The 19,534-nt window shown below is 73.2% G+C and carries 19 protein-coding genes; 9 read left to right on the top strand and 10 right to left on the bottom strand.

Annotated features, from left to right (window positions below):
• Window positions 1-3: 3 nt before the first annotated feature.
• The 5 genes from fabD to ACZ7LB_RS25880 form a co-directional block, all read right to left on the bottom strand.
• Window positions 4-870, bottom strand: coding sequence for an ACP S-malonyltransferase (gene fabD / locus ACZ7LB_RS25900; RefSeq protein ID WP_471471612.1), 867 nt, complete (start codon window positions 868-870; stop codon window positions 4-6).
• Between the two features lie 310 nt (window positions 871-1,180).
• On the bottom strand, window positions 1,181-2,599 hold the full coding sequence (locus tag ACZ7LB_RS25895) for a PfaD family polyunsaturated fatty acid/polyketide biosynthesis protein (RefSeq protein ID WP_471471611.1): 1,419 nt from the start codon (window positions 2,597-2,599) through the stop codon (window positions 1,181-1,183).
• Window positions 2,600-2,929: 330 nt separating this feature from the next.
• Window positions 2,930-3,676: a 4'-phosphopantetheinyl transferase family protein gene (locus ACZ7LB_RS25890; protein ID WP_471471610.1), complete on the bottom strand. Its 747-nt coding sequence runs from the start codon at window positions 3,674-3,676 to the stop codon at window positions 2,930-2,932.
• 127 nt (window positions 3,677-3,803) lie between these two features.
• Window positions 3,804-4,316, bottom strand: coding sequence for a hypothetical protein (locus ACZ7LB_RS25885; protein ID WP_161228342.1), 513 nt, complete (start codon window positions 4,314-4,316; stop codon window positions 3,804-3,806).
• 198 nt (window positions 4,317-4,514) lie between these two features.
• Window positions 4,515-5,204, bottom strand: coding sequence for a YczE/YyaS/YitT family protein (locus ACZ7LB_RS25880; protein ID WP_471471609.1), 690 nt, complete (start codon window positions 5,202-5,204; stop codon window positions 4,515-4,517).
• Window positions 5,205-5,465: 261 nt separating this feature from the next.
• Between ACZ7LB_RS25880 and ACZ7LB_RS25875 the strand changes: the two genes are divergently transcribed.
• Window positions 5,466-5,972 carry a GbsR/MarR family transcriptional regulator gene (locus tag ACZ7LB_RS25875; protein ID WP_471471608.1) on the top strand — a complete coding sequence of 169 codons (507 nt, stop codon included), beginning with the start codon at window positions 5,466-5,468 and terminating at the stop codon, window positions 5,970-5,972.
• Window positions 5,973-6,665: 693 nt separating this feature from the next.
• On the opposite strand, the gene ACZ7LB_RS25870 is transcribed toward ACZ7LB_RS25875, so the two are convergent.
• On the bottom strand, window positions 6,666-7,295 hold the full coding sequence (locus tag ACZ7LB_RS25870) for an HAD-IA family hydrolase (protein ID WP_471471607.1): 630 nt from the start codon (window positions 7,293-7,295) through the stop codon (window positions 6,666-6,668).
• A gap of 188 nt (window positions 7,296-7,483) precedes the next feature.
• On the opposite strand from ACZ7LB_RS25870, the gene ACZ7LB_RS25865 reads away from it, so the two are divergent.
• The 8 genes from ACZ7LB_RS25865 to ACZ7LB_RS25830 all read left to right on the top strand — a co-directional run bounded on the left by ACZ7LB_RS25865 (window position 7,484) and on the right by ACZ7LB_RS25830 (window position 15,903).
• Window positions 7,484-8,692, top strand: coding sequence for a helix-turn-helix domain-containing protein (locus ACZ7LB_RS25865; protein WP_471471606.1), 1,209 nt, complete (start codon window positions 7,484-7,486; stop codon window positions 8,690-8,692).
• Between the two features lie 147 nt (window positions 8,693-8,839).
• On the top strand, window positions 8,840-9,049 hold the full coding sequence (locus ACZ7LB_RS25860) for a hypothetical protein (protein WP_265291755.1): 210 nt from the start codon (window positions 8,840-8,842) through the stop codon (window positions 9,047-9,049).
• A gap of 1,671 nt (window positions 9,050-10,720) precedes the next feature.
• A complete protein-coding gene (locus ACZ7LB_RS25855; protein WP_471471605.1) occupies window positions 10,721-12,070 on the top strand; it encodes a histidine kinase in 1,350 nt (449 codons plus the stop codon).
• Window positions 12,063-12,500, top strand: a complete 438-nt coding sequence (locus tag ACZ7LB_RS25850; RefSeq protein ID WP_265291753.1) for a roadblock/LC7 domain-containing protein — start codon at window positions 12,063-12,065, stop codon at window positions 12,498-12,500. The genes ACZ7LB_RS25855 and ACZ7LB_RS25850 overlap by 8 nt, the downstream gene beginning before the upstream one ends.
• Before the next feature lie 26 nt (window positions 12,501-12,526).
• The gene (locus ACZ7LB_RS25845; protein WP_202551636.1) at window positions 12,527-12,856 is read left to right on the top strand and encodes a DUF742 domain-containing protein; all 330 of its coding nucleotides are present in this window, start codon (window positions 12,527-12,529) and stop codon (window positions 12,854-12,856) included.
• Window positions 12,834-13,436 carry a GTP-binding protein gene (locus ACZ7LB_RS25840; protein ID WP_161228349.1) on the top strand — a complete coding sequence of 201 codons (603 nt, stop codon included), beginning with the start codon at window positions 12,834-12,836 and terminating at the stop codon, window positions 13,434-13,436. Before ACZ7LB_RS25845 ends, ACZ7LB_RS25840 begins: the two co-directional genes overlap by 23 nt.
• The gene (locus ACZ7LB_RS25835) at window positions 13,433-14,683 is read left to right on the top strand and encodes a cytochrome P450 family protein (protein ID WP_471471604.1); all 1,251 of its coding nucleotides are present in this window, start codon (window positions 13,433-13,435) and stop codon (window positions 14,681-14,683) included. Before ACZ7LB_RS25840 ends, ACZ7LB_RS25835 begins: the two co-directional genes overlap by 4 nt.
• Window positions 14,683-15,903, top strand: a complete 1,221-nt coding sequence (locus ACZ7LB_RS25830; protein WP_471471631.1) for a cytochrome P450 family protein — start codon at window positions 14,683-14,685, stop codon at window positions 15,901-15,903. Before ACZ7LB_RS25835 ends, ACZ7LB_RS25830 begins: the two co-directional genes overlap by 1 nt.
• Before the next feature lie 152 nt (window positions 15,904-16,055).
• Here the strand turns inward: ACZ7LB_RS25830 and ACZ7LB_RS25825 are convergent, their stop codons facing one another.
• Genes ACZ7LB_RS25825 through ACZ7LB_RS25810 form a run of 4 tightly spaced genes read right to left on the bottom strand, consistent with a single transcriptional unit; the run spans window position 16,056 to window position 19,510 of the window.
• The gene (locus ACZ7LB_RS25825; protein ID WP_471471603.1) at window positions 16,056-16,910 is read right to left on the bottom strand and encodes an alpha/beta fold hydrolase; all 855 of its coding nucleotides are present in this window, start codon (window positions 16,908-16,910) and stop codon (window positions 16,056-16,058) included.
• 24 nt (window positions 16,911-16,934) lie between these two features.
• On the bottom strand, window positions 16,935-17,732 hold the full coding sequence (locus tag ACZ7LB_RS25820; RefSeq protein ID WP_471471602.1) for a 3-methyl-2-oxobutanoate hydroxymethyltransferase: 798 nt from the start codon (window positions 17,730-17,732) through the stop codon (window positions 16,935-16,937).
• Entirely contained in the window at window positions 17,729-18,226 is a 498-nt protein-coding gene (locus tag ACZ7LB_RS25815) for a 3-methyl-2-oxobutanoate hydroxymethyltransferase (protein ID WP_471471601.1), read from the bottom strand. Before ACZ7LB_RS25815 ends, ACZ7LB_RS25820 begins: the two co-directional genes overlap by 4 nt.
• A 3-nt stretch (window positions 18,227-18,229) precedes the next feature.
• The gene (locus tag ACZ7LB_RS25810) at window positions 18,230-19,510 is read right to left on the bottom strand and encodes an aromatic ring-hydroxylating dioxygenase subunit alpha (protein ID WP_471471600.1); all 1,281 of its coding nucleotides are present in this window, start codon (window positions 19,508-19,510) and stop codon (window positions 18,230-18,232) included.
• Window positions 19,511-19,534: the final 24 nt, after the last annotated feature.

Genomic DNA, 19,534 nt, shown 5'->3' with positions numbered 1-19,534 from the left:
GGGTCAGGCGGGGGCGGACAGTGCCGGGTGCCGGGCCGTGACCCGGGCGATGAGCCCGGTCAGCACCCGGCCGGGCCCGACCTCCCGGAACTCCGGACCGGGCCGCTCCAGCAGATGCGCGACGGTGTCCGACCAGCGCACCGGGGCGGTGATCTGGCGGGTGAGCAGGGTGGCGGGGTCGTCCCCGCCGTACGGCCGGGCGGTCACGTTCGAGATGACCTCGATCCGGGGCGGTGACAGCCGGTACTGGGCGAGGAAGCCGCCGAACTCGGCGGCGGCGCCGGCCATCCGGCGGGAGTGGAAGGCCCCGCCCACGTTCAGCGGCACCACCGCCCCCGCCTCGCCGCCGAAGACCTCCCGGAGCCGGGCGATCTCCTCGCGGGGACCGGAGACGACCGTCTGGTCGGGCGCGTTGAGATTGGCGACGTCGACCTCCGGAGCCCGTTCGGCGAGGATCTCCCGGATGCGCCCCTCGTCGACGCCCATCACCGCGGCCATGCCGCCCTCCGGCGCCCTGGCCATCAACTCGCCCCGGCGCAGCACGATTTCGAGACCGGTCAGAAAGTCGAAGGTCCCCGCCGCGAACAGCGCCACGTACTCGCCGAGGCTGTGGCCGGCGACCACGTCCGGCACCAGGCCCGTCTCGCGGACGGTGTCCAGATAGGCCAGCGCGCTCACGGCGTACATCGCGGTCTGGGTGTTCCGGGTGTCGGTCAGCTCGCGGGGGGAGGCGTTGAGACACAGGTCAGCGAGGGAGCGGCCGAGGACCGAGTCGGCCTGGCGCACCAGGTGGGGGAATTTCGGGAAGAGGTCCCGGCCGATGCCGGGGCGGTGCGAGCCCTGGCCGGGGAACACGTGGATGAGCGTCATGTCCGGTTCTCCCAAGGGAAGATGGGGGGCTGGGGGCCGGTCGCGGGGGACGGGCGGGGTGGGCGTGGACGGCCCTTCGGCCGGGACCGCCGCGGCCCGTCGGCGGAAGCGGACGGCGGCGGACGCGGACCGCGGCGCGCGGGCGGGTTTAGGGCCTCTCGTTTGGATCACGCCGGGCTCGCGGGCCCTGGCGCCGCACCTCGCCGCGTTGTCGTCGGTCGCCGGGGCTCCGCCCCGGCTCCCTCCTCCGCCTCGCGACGCATGGCGCCGGACCCCGCTCCCCGATCCGGCCCGACCCGAACGAAAGACCCTAGGCCGCGGCGTGCGGCCGGTGCGGGGCGGCGGGGCGGGCGGCGCGGGCGAGCAGGTCGGCCGCGCCGGTCATGATCAGCCGGGCGAGGTCGTCCGGGTGGCGGGCGCGCCAGTCCTCCCGGTCCGTGCCGCGCAGCCGCTCGTTGAGTGCCCCGAGCGCCGGCCCGCACGGGATCTGGAAGTCGACGCGGCGGTCCGTGTCACCCTCCATGGCGGCCCGGGTCGCCCGGGCGAAGTACCAGGTGAAGACCAGCGCCATCCGGCGCTTCGGGTCCGCCTCGGCGCGCTCGACCACGGACGGGCGGGTGGCGGCGTAGCGGGCCCGCACCTCCTGCCACACCTCGTCGAAGGTCCTGCCGAGGATGCGCCGCTGGACGTGGTCCGCCGTCGCGGGATCGAGGTCGTCCAGCGACCCGTGCCGCAGCCACAGCTCGTAGAGCTTGTTCGCCCGGGCCGGGAAGAACAGGCCCCGGCGCAGCACCTGCGCCCTGGCACCCAGTTCGAACATGTCCCCGGCGGGCACCAGCGCGGTGTCCTGCACCTGGGCGCGCTGGAGCAGGTCCTTGGCGGCGTCCGAGGTGCCCGCCTCCACGGTGCACTGGTTGACGCTGCCGGTCAGCACGAAGTCGGCACCCATCACGAAGGCGGCGGCGGCCCCCTCGGGAGTGCCGATGCCGCCCGCCGCGCCGACCCGGACCCGCCGTGTCCCGGCGGCACCCGGTGCCTCCCGGTCGCGCAGGGCGAGGAGCGCGGGCAGCAGGGCGGTGAGCGGACGCTGGTCGGTGTGGCCGCCGGAGTCCGCCTCCGCGCAGAGGTCGTCGCACATGACGACCGACGGGGCGAGCCGCGCCTCCCGCTCGCTGATGCGGCCCGCGGTGGCCAGCTCGCGCACCATCGCCGGGGGCGGCGCGGACAGGAACGCGCGGGCCACCTCCTGGCGGGACACCTTCGCCAGGATCCGGTGCGGGGTGCGCACGGTGCCGTCGGCGGCGAGGCGCGCGCCCGTCAGCCGGTAGCGCACCAGCGCGGGTGTGATCCGCACGAACGAGGCGGCCTCGATCCGTTCCACGCCGTGCGCGAGGAGAGCGTCGACGGTGCGCTCCTCGCGGTCCGGACGGGAGGCGAGGAGGTTGACCCCGAAGGGCCGCCCGGCGCCGAGCCCGGCGCGGATGCGCCGCAGCCCCGCGTCGAGCTCGTCCGGTGCGAGGCCGCCCGCGCCGAAGTAGCCGAGGAGCCCCGCCCGGCCCATGCGGACCACCAGTTCGACGGAGGCGATGGCCTTGTACATCGACCCCGAGGCGTACGCGTAGGCGACGCCGTGGTCGGCACGGAATTCCGCGCTGCCGAGGTCCTCCGGCCGAGGACCGGGCCGGGGCACGGCGGCCCGCGGACCTGACGTGGCGTCGGGCGAGAGCAAGGGAGTCCTCCATGAGGGACGACGGTCGATGACGGGGAGGGAACGGGGCGACGGGGACGAGGACGACGGGGGACGAGGACGACGGGACGGACACGGACGCCGATCGGCGGCGCCCGGACACCCGGCGCGAGGCCGGTGCGGGTGCGGCGCGCGGCAGCCCGGGACGCCCCGGCGGCCTGGGCACCGGACGGCGGGACCACCGCACGGTCGCGCCTGACCACGCCCCACAGGGACCCCCGCACCGGGCGAGCCCACCGGGGACACCCCGCACCGGGCCCGCCGCGCCAGGACAGCCGGACGGACGCCACGCGGCACCGGGCCGTACGCCCCCTACGGCGGCGGGGCCTCGCGCAGGGCGAACCGCAGCGGCTCGTCCGCCCGCCCCGCCACGCACACCGCCGCGTGGAACCCGGCGGGCATCCGGACGGAGCCGTAGCGCCAGCGGTCGGGCCGGTCCGCCAGTGAGGGCCCGAGCACGAGCCGTGGACCGCCCCCGCCGCCGGAGAACAGGACGGAGACGTCCCGCAGCGGCAGCGAGAGGCCCCGCCCCCGGGCCTTCACATACGCCTCCTTGAACACCCACGCCTCCAGGAACCGGGCCTTCCACTCCCGCGCGGGCAGCCGGCGCAGCTCCTCCGTCTCGGATTCGGACATCACCCGGTGGACCAGGCCGGGCAGGGAGATCCGCGGGTCGTCCCGCTCGACGTCCACCCCGACCGCGCGGCCCCGGGCGACACCGAGCAGGCACATGCCGCGCGAGTGCGACAGGTTGAAGTCGAGGTCGAGACCCAGCCGGCGGTGCACGGACGGCTTTCCGTACGCATTGGACTCGAACTCCCACTCCCCGGGCGCGAGATCGGCGTACCGGGACAGACAGCGGCGGACCAGCGAGCGCGCCAGGACGTACTGCGCCCGGTCCCGGGCGAAGTGGAACCGTTCCGCCCGGTCGCGTTCCTCCGGTGACAGGAACCGCTCGTGCGCGTCCGTTCCGGCGGGGCGGCCGTCCCGTCCCGCGAGGGACGCCGTCCACAGGTGGACGTCCGTCCCGCTCAGGACGGCGCGGGCCGGTCCGGTCACCGTCCCCCGCCGCCCTCCGGGAGGCGGGCGCGGGCGGTGGCCCGTCCCGGACGCGCGGGGCGGGGCCCGGCGCGGCGCCCCCGGCGGGCCGTCCGGGAGCGCCCGGGCGACGACCCGGCGGGCCGGATCAGTTCGCCGCCGCGTTGCGGTGCTCCTCGAAGACGTCGAAGACGCCCTCCAGCTTGCGGGAGATGACGCCGTACAGCCGCTCCATCCGCCGCAGCCGCTCCAGCCGCTCCTCCGGCTGGTCCTTGAGGACGTCCAGGCCGTGCTGGACCGCCGCGTGGAACTCGGGTATCCGGCGGAAGGAGTGCTCCACGGCGTTGGGCCACGCGCCGTCGTTGAGGGTGAGGTGGTAGTCGTCGCCGCCGGGGATCGGCTCCCGGCTGTAGACGCCCGGCGGGGTCAGCAGGTCGGCGATCCAGTCCACCGGCTCCCGGGGGATGTCCAGCGTCCGGGCGATCTCGTCGGCGCTCTGCTTCGCCGGGTAGTTGATGATCATCCAGCCGATGACGTAGCCGCGCTCCCACTCCATTCCGTCGGTGATGTGGTAGTGCTCGGCGATCTTGTGGACGAAGGACTTCTCGGCCTCGGTGAGGGTCGAGCGCTCGGAGAGGGCACCCTCGGTCTTTTCGGTCATGCGCTCAAGTATTGGCGCCCCGAATGACCGGTCAAGGTGTCCGCGAGTGGCGCCCGGGAGATTCCGCAAGCATTCCCACCGATCGCTGACGGGCGATCACCATCGCTCTGTACTGGCACTTTTCCCTCACCTTTCTCGTAGCTGACGTGCGCTTCGCATTCCGCTTCATTCGCCGCTGGGATGCAGTCCAGGCAACCCTCACGGAGAGCTGCCCGACATTTGTCGTGCCCGTGCGCCGCGCGCCGGATCGTCGGACAGGCCGTGGTTGCGCAGCCGCAGCACCCGGTGGTTGAGCGCCATGCAGGGCTGGATCAGACCGTCGACGAAGACCAGGAAGCACAGCGTCCCGATGCCGACCGGACCGCCGAGCAGGAACCCGGCCGCGAGCAGCACGGCCTCCACGCCCGCCTTGGCCGCCCAGAACGGCCATCTCCACCGCAGGGTCATGGAGATGACGACGAGGTCCATGGCCCGGATGCCGATGCCGCTCATGATGATCAGTGCGCTGCCGTAGGCGCACAGCGGCACCGCGGCCACGAGGGACGGGACGTTCCCGGCCGGCGACAGGTCGGCGAGCAGCATCAGGTCGATCAGGCTTCCGCAGAGGAAGAAGGTGACGAACGGGGCCACGACCGGGCGCCGCCGGTTCCAGGCGGCCCACACGGCGATGCACACCACGGCGATCCCGGCCTGGGCGATGCCGATGGTGAGGGGGAGGTGCTCCTTGAGTCCCAGGGCGAGCACGTCCAGGGGGTCGGTGCCGAGGTCGGAGTGGATGAACAGGGTGGCTCCCGCGGCGAACACGGCGCAGCCGGCCAGATAGACGCCCAGCCGTCCGGCCAGGCCGGCGGCGGGCAGGGGGGAGCGCGGAGCGGGCGGTCGGGGCATGGGGGTCCTTCGCGTCGGGGACGACGGTCTGCTGCACTCGCTGTGACGTTACGAAGGTCCGTGCAAGCCGTGTATCAGGGCAAGGCAAGGCAAAGGGCAAGAAAGCGCAGGGAATGCGAAGGACCCGGCCCTGGTCCCGGTCTCGGCCCCGGCCCCGGGAGGCACGGCGCGGGCCGCCGGAGCCGGGCGGGGCGGTGCGGCCGCGGCTGAGGGCACCCGGTGGGACCGGCCGGTTCCCAGTGTTCGGGGTATCCTGAACGAATGGAACAGAGCGCACCGGGCCGGCCGCCCGCCACCGAGGAAGAGCTGGCCTTCGTGGAGGAGGCCGCGATCAGCCTTGAGCGGCAGGGGTTGTTCCGGATGGCCGGGCGGGTGCTCGCCTGGCTGCTGATCTGCGATCCGGTGGAGCAGACCGCCGGGGACCTGGTCGAGGTGCTCCGGGCCAGCAAGGGGTCGGTCAGCGCGGCGACGCGCTTCCTGGTGCCCAGCGGCATGGTGGAGAAGATCTCCCGCCCCGGGGAGCGCCGGGACTACTACCGGATCAAGGAAGGCGTGTGGCCGGTGCTCGCCAAGAGCCAGGCCGAGCACTACCAGTCGTTCGTCGACATCACGGAACAGGGGCTGCGCATCCTGCGGGACGCCCCGGCGCACCGCAAGGAGCGGCTGCGGACCATGCACGACTTCTACGCGTGGCTGGCCAAGGAGATGCCGGTGCTCTGGAAGCGCTGGGAGGAGGAGCAGGGCGCCCGCGGCGCGGGCCGGCCCTGACCGGCCGGGAAGCCCCGCGCGCACGCCCGGTCACGCGTCCGCCCGCGCCCGTCGGCGGTGACCCGCTGAAGCGTCCCCGCTCGGCCCGCGGCGCCGTCCGTCCCGGGGCCGGACGCCGGGGCGGTGCGCCGGCGCCATGGCCGGGACCGCCGTGCGCCCCCGCCGCCGGACGGTCACGGGGTCCTCGTACGCGATCACGCCTCCCCGCCCCCGGGCGTACGGGAATTCCGGGTGTCCCGCGCCGTGGTCGTGGCGCACCACGCCCCCGCGCCGGGAATCACCGGGAACGCTCCGACGGCGGATCTCCCTCGGTCCGCCGTCGGAATATGAACGTCCCTCGACAAACAGGTGACGTTTCCCCGGTGGCCGCTCCGGCCGACGCTCTTGCGCGAACCGTTCGGTGAGGGGTGTGGAGAAACCATTTTCCGAACGATCGGGGGAGGGGTCGCCGATTGAAGCGGAACCGGATCTGGTGGGTTCCGCCGGAAAGGCAAAGACAGTCCGAGCCGGGGTGCGGACATCTTCCGCACCCCGCCCGTGAGATGAAGGGGATTCCCCTCCGGAACCACGGAGGGGAAGTGAGGAGATCATTCCCCTTTCGCCCCGGCCGGGCCCCGCGCGCGACGGTCCCCGGAATCGGATCACCGCACCGGATTCACCCGGGGAATGCGCGCGGTGCCGCCGGAATCCGCGTCAAGCCGCCCTGCTCTCCAGCAGCGCGTCGAGCCGCGCCGCCGTCGCCCCGGGATCCGCCGTGTGATGGATGGTGCGGATTCCGAGCCGCTCCGCCGGCGGGAGATTGCGGGCGTGGTCGTCGACGAACACGCATTCCGGCCCGGTCAGGCCCAGTGCGTCCAGTGCCCGCCGGTAGATCGGGTCCGAGGGCTTGCGGACGCCCTCGCGCTCGGAGAGGATCACCGCGTCGAACGCGTCCTCGCCCATGCCCAGCGCCTCGTAGGGGTTGTACGGGTCCAGGCCGAAGCTGTTCGAGAGCAGCGCCACCTTGACGCCCGCGGCGCGCGCCCGGTCCGCCGCCGCCACGATGGCCCGCTCGGGGCGGAGGCGGGCGAGCGCCCGGCGCATGAGGTCGGTCGGGTCGATGCCGAGGATGCCGCCGATCACCTCGTTCCACTCCTTCTGGGTGGCCTCGCCGACCTCGAGCCGGGCGTAGACCGCCGAGCCCTCGGGATGCTCGCCCAGGGCGTGGAAGTAGGCGCCGGGTTCAAGGCCTTCGGACCGCTCGAATGCCTGTCCGTTCAGCCGCATGCACGTGGTGAGGACCCCGCCGAAGTCGAGGATCAGGCCGCGGTAGGAGGAGAGCAAAATGGAACTCCTTGCGAGACGCGGAACACGGGTCGGCCGCCCGCCGCCGTGGCCGGGAGACCTCGCAGCGTCCTCCGCCGGGGAAAAGGCGGTCGGCACGGGTTCTTCGGCCCGCCGACTGCCCTACGCTGGCCCCGATTGCTTCGCTCCCACGGAGGACAGACCAAATCATGTTAAGTGCACGATCTTTGTTCAGTATCGGGCAAAGAGTCAAGTACTTCCGCGAACGGCGCGGCATCTCGCAAAGGGGCCTCGGGGAGTTGATCGGCCGCTCGGAGAACTGGGTCTACAAGGTCGAGCACGAACAGATCCCCGTCGACAAGCTTTCGCTGCTCCTGGATCTCGCGAGGGTTCTGCGCTGCACCCTGGAAAACCTCACGGGCGGATTCCTGTCCGGCGTCGGAGCGCGCCTCGACACGGAGCACGAACACGTTCCCGCGATCCGCGGCGCCCTCTCCCTGCCGTCCTCCGTCGTGCCCCCCGTCGCCGGCCCGCTCTGCGCCCGGGCGTTCGAAAGGGATGTCGACGCGGCGTGGAAGATCTACGAGACCCAGTCCAAGGGCCGGTACCAGGACGTCGGCGCCCGCATTCCGCTGCTGCTGCGGCAGGGGAACGCCGTGCTGCGGGCCGCCGCCTCCGGCGCCGACGAGCGGACGGCGCTGCGCCAACTCGTCCGCCTCTACAGCCTCATGCAGATATGGCTGCGCCGGGTGGGGGAGCCGACCCTCGCCCGGGTCGCCGCCGACCGCGGACTGTCGCTCGCCGACAGCGCGGGCGACCCGGCCCTCATCGAGGCCGCCGCCTGGAACCTCTCCTGCGTCCTCACCTCCGTCGGCGAAGTGCGCGACAGCGTCGAGCTGGCGCGGGCGACGATCGCGACCTGCGCCCCCGGCGACTCGTCGTCCCGGGAGCACTGGTCGGTGCACGGCGCGCTGCACCTGCAGGCCGCCGTCGCCGCGGCGCGCGCCACCAAGGGACCCGCTGCCTGGGACCTCTACCGGGGAGCCAAGTCGGCCGTCGCGCGCGTCGGTTCGGGCCGCAACGACTGGCACACCTGCTTCGGGCCGGACAACGTGGCGATGCACGAGGTCCATCTGACCGCCGAGGAGGGCAACGCGAGCGAGGCCCTGCGGCTGGCGGACACGGTGGAGATCAACCCCCGGCTGCCGCTGGAGCGCCGTACGCGCTACCTGATCGAGGTCATGAACTGCAACCGCATCCAGCGCGACGACTACGCGACGGTGCATGTGCTGACCAAGTTGATGGACCAGTCGCCGGAAGAGATCGTTTTCTCGCCATTGGTGAGAGAAGCCGTGACCGAGCTGCTGAAGCGGGAACGGCCCCTGTTCCGTGATGCCCTGCGGACCGTGGCGGGTCACATCGGTGTCGCCGCGTGATCGTTAACTGGCCATCCCCGCCCTGAATCCCGCTCAGCCCTGAACCGGATTCAGGGTCCGTCCCGGCGGATGACCCTAAGCTGTGGAGCCATGACGAAGGGTCACCCGCCGGATGGGCCTTCCACCGCGTTCTTACCTGCCTGGCGAGTGGAGCGCGCGGAAGACTCGCCGCTCCACCACACCCAGGCCGGCCGGTTCGCCGTCCCGCTGAGCCTCATGCGCGGGACGCAGCGAGTGGAGGACCTGGCGCTGATCCTGACGGCCGATCAGATGGAGGCCCTGTACGAGGAGATCGGCACCATCCTCCATCTGCGCGGCCCGGCCGGACTGCCCCCGACCGCGGAGGCCGTCTCATGAACGCTCCGCGCGGCACGGCGGGCCGGTGCCCGCCTCGTGCCGTGCCCCGCGGCCCGGCGTCCCCGGTCTCCGCACGGAACAGGTCCGTGACGGAGCCACCACGCATGCCCCGCCCCCCTCAGGGGCGGACCGGAGCCCGGAAGGTGCCGGAGGCAACCGCCGGACCGGCTCCCGCCCGCCGCGCCACCGCGTTCCCCCACGGGGTCACCCCCTGCCCCCGTTGAGCGCGGACCGCCCGCCCCCGCCCTGTACGACCCGATGACCGCAGTGATCCCGCCACCGCCCCCCAGCGCGGAGGAGAACCGGGCTCCCGCAAGGAATAGTGCGATGCTCACAGAAGTCCCGTCCCCACCGCCCGCCGGACCGGCCGGCGTGCCCGCCCGGAACGCGGGCGGCGTCCACCCGAGCGATCTCCGGGAAACTCGGGGCAGGACCCGGCGGAGGACCGTCGCGGCCGGCCCCCGCCCGGTACGCGCACGCGTGCTCGGCGGTCCGGAGGTGCCCGCATGAGGATCCGGGACGTTCCCCCGCACTTACCGCAGGACCCCTTCCACCCGCGCACCGCGGCCACCGGCCGCCACCGCGGCCCCGCCGCCCCGTGCCACCGGCGGCTCCGCCCGCCCGCGGCGGACCGGGCGTCCGCCCCAGCCCCGGGCGACCGCCGGAGTGGTCCGGCGGCCCCGGACCAGGACGCCGACCCGTTCCCCGCCCCGCACCACGACGGCACCGGCAGCGGGCGGGGCGCCCACCGCCGGCCCACGCGGACCCCGCGCCTCCTCCCTGCGCACCGCGCCTCCCCCCGCGCGCACACCACGACGGGCCGCCCCGGGCCCGCGCAGCGGTGTGTCCGGGACGCGGTGAGCGGAGCCGGCTCCCCCTGCGGCCGGCGCGGGGGTCGTGCCCGGACGGCGTCCCCGCGTCGGCGGCCCCTTCCCGCTGAGGGCCGCCCCCGTGCCGTTCCGGAGGCCACCGGCCACCGCCGGGTCCACCTCCGCGCCGGGACCGCGCGGCACCGGGGCCCGGACCGGTGCGCCACCCCGCCGTGGCCGTCCCTCCGCGCCGCGCGCCGGCACGGGCCCCCGGCCCCTGCCGGGAACCGGCGGCGGCACGGGCCCGCCCGCCCCGGTCCGGCCGCTCCCGGCACCGCTCGCCGCGCCACCCGCGGGAACCGCCCGGCCCCGAACACGGACGGGGCAGCGCTCCTCCCCGTCCACCCCAGCCGCTCACACCCCCAGCCCCACAGCCAAGGAACCCGCCATGCCCTCGCCCCACGCGCCCATACCCCCGCCCGCCCCCAGGGCTGACGGCCGTACGGCGCTCCCCTCCTCGCCCCGGTCCCTCCGGGGCCGGGAGGCTCCCGCACGGCCGTCGGGACGGCGCGGGCACCGGGTCACCACCGGCGCCCCCACACCACCGGACACGCGGGTACCGCCCGGTACCGCGGACGGCGCCGCCACCGCCCCGCCCGTCCCGCTCCGTCCCGGACAACTCCCCCCGGCCGCCACCCCCACGGCCTCCCGCGCCCCCCGCGTCCGACGGCCGGCGGTGTCCGGACGATGACGCCGACCCCCGGGACGACCGTGCCCCCGACGGCGCCCCCCGAGTGCGGTGCCCCGGACGCCCCGCACCGGTCTCCCCTTCCTGTGAGGACATGACGTGTTCGATCCCTCAGTGACCGTAAGCGCGCTGCTCGGCGCCGGACTGGCCGCCGCATCGGCCGGTCTGATGGTCCAGACCCGCGCCAAACGCACCCAGGCCGCCCAGATCGCCCTGCTCGAGAAGCGGTGCGGCTCGGCCCTGGACCACCAGCGCGCGATGGAGGAGCAGCGGGACGCGGCCGTCGACTACAACCGCGCCGTCGAGACCGAGGTCCGGCACTTCGCCGACGCCCGGATGCCCGCGCTGATGGACACCCTCGCGCGCGGCCACCACGGCGTGCGGGTCCCCGGGCTGAGCCAGGAGCGCCTCGCCGGAGGCTCCGTCGACCTCGGCCACCAGGCGGTGATAGGGCTGTTCCAGGAGGCCGTCACCACGGTCCGGGAGCAGGTCGGGCGGACCGCCCGGTCCTCCGTGCGCGACATCATCGACGAGGCGCAGACCCAGCTCCACCGCTGTCAGATGAACGTCATCGCGGAGATGGAGCGGTACCCGGAGGGCACCGCCTACCACCAGAGCCTCATGGGCTTCGACCATCTGGTGACCCAGGCCCTGCAGTACCTCCAGCGCACCCGCATCCTCACCGGTTCGTGGCCCGGCCTCCAGCGGGCCGACTGCGAGTTCCGCGAGGTCGTCGAGTCCGCGCGCGGCCGGATCGGCGACTACCAGCGGGTCAAGTACGCCTACGACGAGGCCACCGGCAGCACCTGGCTCGAAGGGCGGGTCGTCGAGCCGGTCGCCGTCGCCCTGGCGGAACTGCTGTCCAACGCGACGTCGTACTCCGACGGCCAGGTCTTCGTGGAGGTGCAGGCCTTCCAGACCGGGTACTGCATCGTCGTCGACGACGGCGGACTCAACATGAACGCCTCGCAACGCACCCAGGCGGCAGCCCAGTTGACCCAGCACACCGTGCTGGACGTCACCACGCTCCAGGACACCCGGCAGCTCGGCTTCGCCGTCATCGGCCGCCTGGCCGGCGAGTACGGCTTCGCCGCCGACGTCAGCAGCACCTCCCCGTACGGCGGGGTGCGCGCCGTCCTGCGCATCCCGCGCGACCTGTTCGGACAGGGCCCGACCGAGGAGGAGGCCGCCGCCGAGCGCGCCGTCGCCGCCTCCTACGCGGCCCGCGCCGAGGCCCACCCCTACCAGGACGACGACCACGTCCAGGAACCCTCCGCCCAGGGCTCCGGCAACCAGCTTCCGCAGCGGCGCAGGCGTGCCCCCCGCCCCGCCGCCGCCCCCCGCAGCAGCGCTCCGGCTCCGGTGGACAACGCCGACGCGTTCTCGGAGAGTTTCGCCCGTCTGGCGCAGACGATCCGCGACACCGAGTCCGGACACCCCTTCGAAGGAGACCACCGTGCCTGACCAGCAGCCCGCCGCCGACACCCACGACATGTCCTGGGTCCTGAACCGTCTCACCCAGGAGAAGGGCGTCCTGAACGCCGTCCTCCTCAGCTCCGACGGCATGGTGCTGGCCCAGTCCGACACCGTCCACCGCGACACGGCCGAACGCGCCGCCGCCAGCGCCTCCAGCCTCTTCGGCCTCGGCCGCTCCATCGCCGAACTCGCCGACGCCCCCGAGGGGCAGAACACCCCCCGCAGGGTCATCATCGACCTGCCCGAGCACTGCATCCTCGTCTTCAGCGCCGGACACAACACGGCACTCGCGGTGGCCGTCGCCGCCGAGATGACCTCCCCCGAGGTGGCCGTCGCCTCGGGGGCCACCATCAAGGCCGTCAACGGCCTGGCTCCCGCGCTGTCCGCCCGGGAGCGGACCGCGTACAGGTCCGCGTGACGCCGCGCGGCCGCCGACGTGCCGGGATGGTGCGCCCCTACACCCCGACCGGGGGCAGGGCCGCACCCACCCGCCGCACCTTGGACCTGGCCACCCTCCTGATCGCCGACCCCGAGAAGCCGCTCCGGGGCCTGGACTCCCACTCCCACCGGCTGATGCAGCACTGCCTGCCCGGCGTCCTGTCGCTCGCCGAGGTCAGCACCGACCTGCAACTCCCCGCCGCCGTCACGAAGGTACTGGTCTCCTCCCTCGTCGACAGCGGCCACCTGATCAGCCGCAACCCTGTGCCCGCGGCACAGCAGCACGACATGCATCTGCTGGAGAGGATTCTGGATGCACTCCACAAGAAGCTCTGAGGGGAACTACCTGGCGCCCGGCGTCAGCCACTCGGTGAAGATCGTCGTGCTCGGCCCCTTCGCCGTCGGCAAGACCACCTTCGTCGGCGCGGTCTCCGAGATCCGCCCCGCCTCCACCGAGGAGCGGATGACCCGGGCCGGCGCGGTCGTCGACACCCTCAAGGGCCTGTCGGACAAGGACACCACGACGGTCGCCCTCGACTTCGGCCGCCTGACCCTGACCGACGACATCGTGCTCTACATGTTCGGCGGCCCCGGCCAGCCCCGGTTCAGCTACATGATCGACGAGCTGATGCAGGGCGCCCTCGGCGGAGTGGTCCTGGTCGACACCGCCCGGGTCACCGAGTCCTGGGACGCCATGGGCCGGATGGAGGAGGCGGACCTGCCCTACGTGGTCGCCGTCAACACCTTCGCCAACTCCCCGAACTACAGCGAGGCCGAACTCCGCCAGGCGCTGGACCTGCACCCCTCCACCCCCCTGGTGCTCTGCGACGTCCGCCACCAGGGCTCCGCGAAGACCCCCCTCATCGCGCTCATCTCCCACCTGCTGTCCCGCCCGAGCCTGGAGCCCGCCCCGTGACCACTCCGCCCCCCCTGTCGGCGAGCGGCTGCCCCATGCTCCACGGCCCCGCCTTCGCCGCCCAGCCCCGTGCCGTCTACGAGCAGCTGCGCGCCCAGGGCCCGGCCGGCTGGGCCGAGATCGCCCCCCAGGTCCACGCCCTCGTCGTCACCCGCCACCGCGCCGCCGTCACCCTCCTCAACGACACCCGCACCTATTCCAAGGACGCCCGCCTCTGGAAGGCCCTGAACAACGGGGAGATCCCCGAGCACAGCCCCGTGCTCGGGATGATGGCCTGGCGCCCCTCCGCCCTCTACACCGACGACGAGCAGCACGCCCGGCTGCGCTGGGCGATGGACGACTGCCTCGCCCGGATCAACCCCCACCAGCTCCGGGAGACCACCCGGCACAGCGCCCTGACCCTGATCGCCCGCATCATCGACAAGGGCCACGCGGACCTGATGGGCGACTTCGCGGACATCCTCCCCATGCTGGTCTTCGCGGAACTCCTCGGCTGCCCGCCCGAGAAGACCGCCCGCATGGTCCACGCCTGCCAGGACCTCATCAGCGCCGGGCCCGAAGCGGCGCGCGGCGCGACGGACTTCGCGGGACTCCTGTACGAACTCATCCAGATGCGACGCGTCCGGCCCGGCCAGGACCTCACCTCCTGGATGATCGGCCACGCCGCCGAACTCAGCGACGACGAGGCCCTCAACCAGCTCTTCTGCGCCGTCGGCGCCGGAATCATCCCCGTCGCCGCCTGCACCGCCTGGACCCTGCACCTGCTGCTGCGCGACGACGACTACGCCGGCAACCTCGCCGCCGGCACCCTCACCGTGCGCCGCGCCCTGGAGAAGGCCCTCTGGGAGCGGTCTCCCATGGCCAACTTCTCCGTCCACTACGCGCGTTACGACACCGTGCTGCACGGTGTGCACGTTCCCGGCGGCGTCCCGATCCTCATCTCCCACGCCGCCGCCAACACCGACCCGGCCCTGCCCCAGGGCCTCGGCTACGAGAACCGCAGCCACCTCGCCTGGTCGGCCGGACCGCACCGCTGCCCCGCCATCTCCCAGGCCACCACGATGGTGCAGACGGGGGTCGAGACCGTCCTCGACCAGCTCTGGGACATGAACCTGACCACCTCCGACCCCGAACCCCTGCTCCGCCACGGCCCCTTCCACCAGTGCCCGCAGTCGATGCCCGTCACCTTCCGCCCCAAATCGCACGACCGTCTTCCCGCCACCACTCTCGCAGGAGGTACTTCGTGATCAGCAGCCCCACAGTGAACCTGGACAGCAGCGGCGGCAGCCGTCTCTTCGCCCAGGCCGGCGAACTGCGGGCCGAGGGACCCGCAGTGCCCGTCGGCATGCCCCACGGCGTCGTCGCCTGGGCCGTCACCCGCGGAGACATCGCCAAACGGCTCCTCATCCACCCGCACGTGTCCAAGGACGCCCGCAAGTCCTGGCCCGGCCACACGCCCGGCTCCATACCGTGGCTGTACTCCTGGGTCGACGTGGTCAGCATGTTCACCTCCGACGGGGACGACCACAAGCGCCTGCGCCAGCTCGTCGGCCGCGCCTTCGCTCCCCGTCGCATCGAGGCGATGCGGCCCATCCTGGAGGCCATCGTCACCGACCTCCTGGACGGGATGGAGAGCCAGGAACGCACCGCGCCCCTCGACCTGCGCGAGCACTTCTCCTACCGTGTCCCCACCCGTCTGATCTGCGATCTGTTCGGCGTCCCCGTCGCTCAGCGCGACGAGATGCTGTGCGTCATCGACTCGGTGCTCGCCACCAACGCCTCGGCGGAGGAGGCGGAGGCGACGATGCGGAACCTCAACGCGGCGATGGAGCGGCTCATCGACTCCAAGCGGGAGGAGTCGGGCGAGGACATGACCAGCCTGCTGCTGGCCACCCACGAGGAGGACGGGGACCGGCTCAGCCACGCCGAGCTGGTCTCCACCCTCATCCTGATGATCGGCGCCGGCAGCGAGACCGCGGTGGCCATGCTCAACGGCGCCATACGCGAAATCCTGGCGCACCCGGCGCAGTTGGCGGAGGTGACGGCGCACCCCGAGCGCTGGAGGGACGTCACGGAGGAGGCCCTCCGCCTCCACCCGCCGATCATGTACCTGCCGCTGCGCTACGCGACGGCCGACATCGACCTCGGCGAGGGCGTCGTCATCCGCCGGGGCGAGGCCATCATCATCGGCTTCGGCGCCCACGGCAGGGACCCGGGCGTCCACGAGAACCCCGAGGACTTCGACATCGACCGGGCCGACAAGGACCACCTGGTGTTCGGCTACGGCATCCACCACTGCCTGGGCGCCGCCCTGGCGCGGCTGGAGGCCGAGGTCGCCCTGCCGGCCCTCTTCGCCCGCTTCCCCCGGCTGGCCCTCGCCCGGAGCGCCGGGGAGCTGGAGCCGCAACGTTCCTTCATAGGGAACGACATCAGCGCCCTCCCGGTGGTCCTGGACGCCGCCGCCTAGAACTTCCCGCTCGGACCCGGTTCCCGGGGCGGCCGTCACGGCCCCGGGGACCCGCGGCACACCCCGCCCGGCGGCGGCCCGGTCCGCCGCGGAGACGCCTCGGCCCGGGACCCGCCGACCGCACCCGGCAGGGCCCCGGGGCCGACCGCCCGTCAGGCGGGGTGGCGCCGCAGGAAGTCCAGCACCCGCTCGGCGCACGCCGCCGGGGTCTGCTCGGCGACCGGAACGTCCCAGTACTCGTTGACCGGCAGGCACTCCTGGAGGTGCCGGGCTGCGGACCGGGTGTGCGAGGCGTCCTCGCCGGGCACGATCAGCGCCGGCACGTCGAGCACCGCCAGGTCCTCCGGTTCCACACCGGGCACCGTGTCGCGGTCGAAGAGCACCCGGGAGGTGCCGGAGACGACCGTCAGATAGCGGTCCACGTCCGACGCCGCGTACGCGGCGGCGAAGGCGTCGTCACCGCGCAGCACCGCCGCCCAGGGACCGACCCGCGGGTCCTTGCTGAACCCGGCGCCGCTCGAACGGGCCAGGTCGACGACCGCCCGCAGCCCGTGCTCCATGACGAAGCCCAGGTGCTGGTGGAAGCGGCGCTGCTGGGCCGCGCGGTAGGTGTAGCCGCCGGCCGGGGAGAAGAGCACCATCCCGGCCACCCGGCCGGGATGCGCGACCGCCAGCGCGGCGGCACCGGAACAGCCGACGCAGCCGCCCATGGCGTGGGCCCGCTCGATGCCGAGATGGTCCAGCAGCCCCACGGCCTGGGCGACGTACTTGTCCCAGGAGAGCCGCTCGACACGGCCGCCCGAGCGGCCGGACTCCCGCCGGTCGAAGACCACACAGGTGTAGTGCGGCGACAGCGCCTCGATGAAGCCGAGACTCCGGTAACGGCCGAAGACGGTCCAGTTCTCCAGACTGGAGTCGAAGCCGCCGGGGCTGAACATCAGCAGGGCCGGTCCCCGCCCGACGGTCTCGTAGCGGGTGCGGAGCCCGTCGATCTCGATGGTGGGCATGACGCCTCCCTCTCTCGTGGTCACTCACTGGCCGCGGAGCCGCCGGCCGCCGCGGATGTCGGCGATGCACGCGCTGATCGCGTCGTGGGCCACCCGCGCCACGTTGGCGTAGGTGTCCGGCTCCTCGTCGAGATGCTTCGCGTGATAGCCGATGGCGGCGGTCGACATGCGGATCCGCCCGTCGAGCCAGGGGCCGCCGCCGAAGCCGCCGAGCACCGGAATGCCCACCGCCTCGACCACGGCGGGCCCGACGACCGGGCCGGAGTTGGTGAAGTTGAGCGCCACCGCGCCCGCCGACTCCAGCCGCCTGGCCTCGGCGACCATCTCGTCCAGCATCTCGTCGGGGACGAAGGAGCCCTCGGCGGCCGAGTAGGAGACGCCGTACTTCAGCGCCGTCTGCGGGGTGATGCCGAACTGCGCGAAGACCGGCACCCCGGCCCGGGTCACCGCCTCGACCGCCTCCGGGAAGTCGGCGGCCCCGTCGAGTTTGACCAGGTCCACCCCGGCCTCCTTGGCCAGGCGGACGGCGGCGGGCACCGCGTGCCCGGTCTGGAGCGGGCCGAACGGGAAGTCGCACGACACCAGCGCGTCGGTGACCCCCCGGCGCACCGCCTTGGCGACGACCAGCAGTTCGTCGAAGGTCACCTCCAACGGGTGCGCGTGGCCCCACAGGTTGACGCCCACCGAGTCGCCGACGGAGACGATGTCGGCACCGGCGCGGTCGGCGATCCGCGCCATCTGGTGGTCCCAGGCGACGATGCAGACGCTCTTCTCGCCGGCCGCCTTCATGGCCCGGAGCCCCGGGACGGTCATACGGCTCATGCGCGGGTCGCCTCCAGGAGTTCGACGAGGTCGTCGGCCTCGGCCGGAACCAGCAGGATCCGGGCGTACGGACGGAGGTGGAGGAGGGCCTCGCTGGTGAGCGCGCCCGGCGTGACGACCAGCCCGGCCGTCATGATGCCGCGCGCCGCGCACTCGCTGCCGATCGTGACGACCGCCTCGGCGTTCTCGCCGGTCACGGAGACCAGGACCACCGTGTTGGTGTCCTCCAGGGCCTCGGTGAGGGGGAGCGCCGCGCCGGACACCTCCCGCAGGGTCAGCCCGGGGTCCTCCACCGTGAAGAACCGGGCCCGGCCCCATTCGAGGCCGGCCGCGTCCCGGACGATCGCGGCTGCGGCCCCGTCGAGGGCGACGACCCGGGTGTTGCGGGCGGCGGCCAGCGGATAGTCGATCCGGAACGCCGCCTCCTTGGCCGTGGCCGCCTGCGCGCAGGCGCTCGGGCCGACCGGGACGGAGAGGTGCTCGTAGCCGCCCACGGCTCAGACCGTCGTGTGGGGCTTGGCGGGTTCGGCGACCATGGCGTCGCCGATTCCCTCGACGAAGGACTGGTCGGCCGGGAGCACGATCGCCACCGAGCGCACCCGCTGGTCCTGCGGACGGTTGCCCACCGGCTCGACGCCGTCCCGGAGCGCCTCGACGGCCTTCCGCAGCTTCTGGCGGGCCTTGATGATGCCGGCGTCGGTGGCGACCAGGCGCTCCTTGGTGCGGTCCACGATCGGGCCCATCGACTCCTGGAGCGAGGCGTCCTGGAGGGCGATCCCGGCGATGCCCGAGTAGGTCTCGCCGCGCCGCTGGGCCTCGCGGTCCATCAGGTAGTCGTTGTCCTTGTTGGCGAGCGGGCGGTAGGACGCGTCGTTGGCGCTGTGCACGCCGAAGCCGGCCCGCATCGCCGCGACCTCGTCCGCGGTGAGCCTGCGGGTCGGGTGGTAGTCGAAGGTCCAGGCCCAGCAGTTCTCGTCGTCGACGGGGACCCAGAAGTGGCCGTGCACCGGGTGGTCGCCGCGCGGCGGGACCATGGTGAAGTTGGGCAGCACCCAGGGGGTGACGCGCCAGTAGTAGTGGCCCTCCTCCGCGTTGCGGCGGGCGCCGATCAGCAGACCGCCCTCGTAGTCGACGACCTCGAAGAAGGGCTTCAGGTCGCCCTTGTTGTAGGCGTTGCCCTTGGAGCCCTTGAACAGCGGGTCGGTGTCGATGTTGTCGCCGTGCAGGAAGGTGACGTGGCTGGAGTCGATGCCGCCCTCCAGCGCCTGGAGCCAGTTGCACTCCTGGAACCGCTTGGAGGTGAACACCTGCCCCTCGGGCACCGTGTACGCCTCCCACTCCGGCTCGGGCGGCTGCTTGGCCGGGTCGCCCAGGTAGGCGAAGAGCACGTCGCCCCGCTTGACCAGCGGATACGACTTCAGCTTGACGTTGGCGCAGAAGTTGCTGGTCGCGGGCTCGCTCGGGACCTCGACGGCCTGACCGGTGACGTCGTACTTCCAGCCGTGGTACGGGCACCGGAGGCCGCCCTCCTCGTTGCGGCCGAACCACATCGAGACGCCGCGGTGCGCGCAGAACTCGTCGATGAGGCCGTAGCGGCCCTCGGAGTCGCGGAAGGCGATGAGCCGTTCGGAGAGGACCTTCACCCGCACCGGCGGGCAGTCGTTCTCGGGAAGCTCCTCGGCCAGGAGGACCGGCTGCCAGTAGCGGCGGAAGAGGTCACCCATGGGGGTGCCGGGACCGGTCTGGCAGAGGAGGTCGTTGATCTCGGGGCGCAGCATGGTGTTCCTTCCGGGTCGGGCGCG

The organism is Streptomyces sp. NPDC107521 (genome assembly GCF_055598485.1).
Note: the sequence above shows the minus strand (reverse complement) of the source record. Positions and strands in the feature narration are given on the sequence as shown.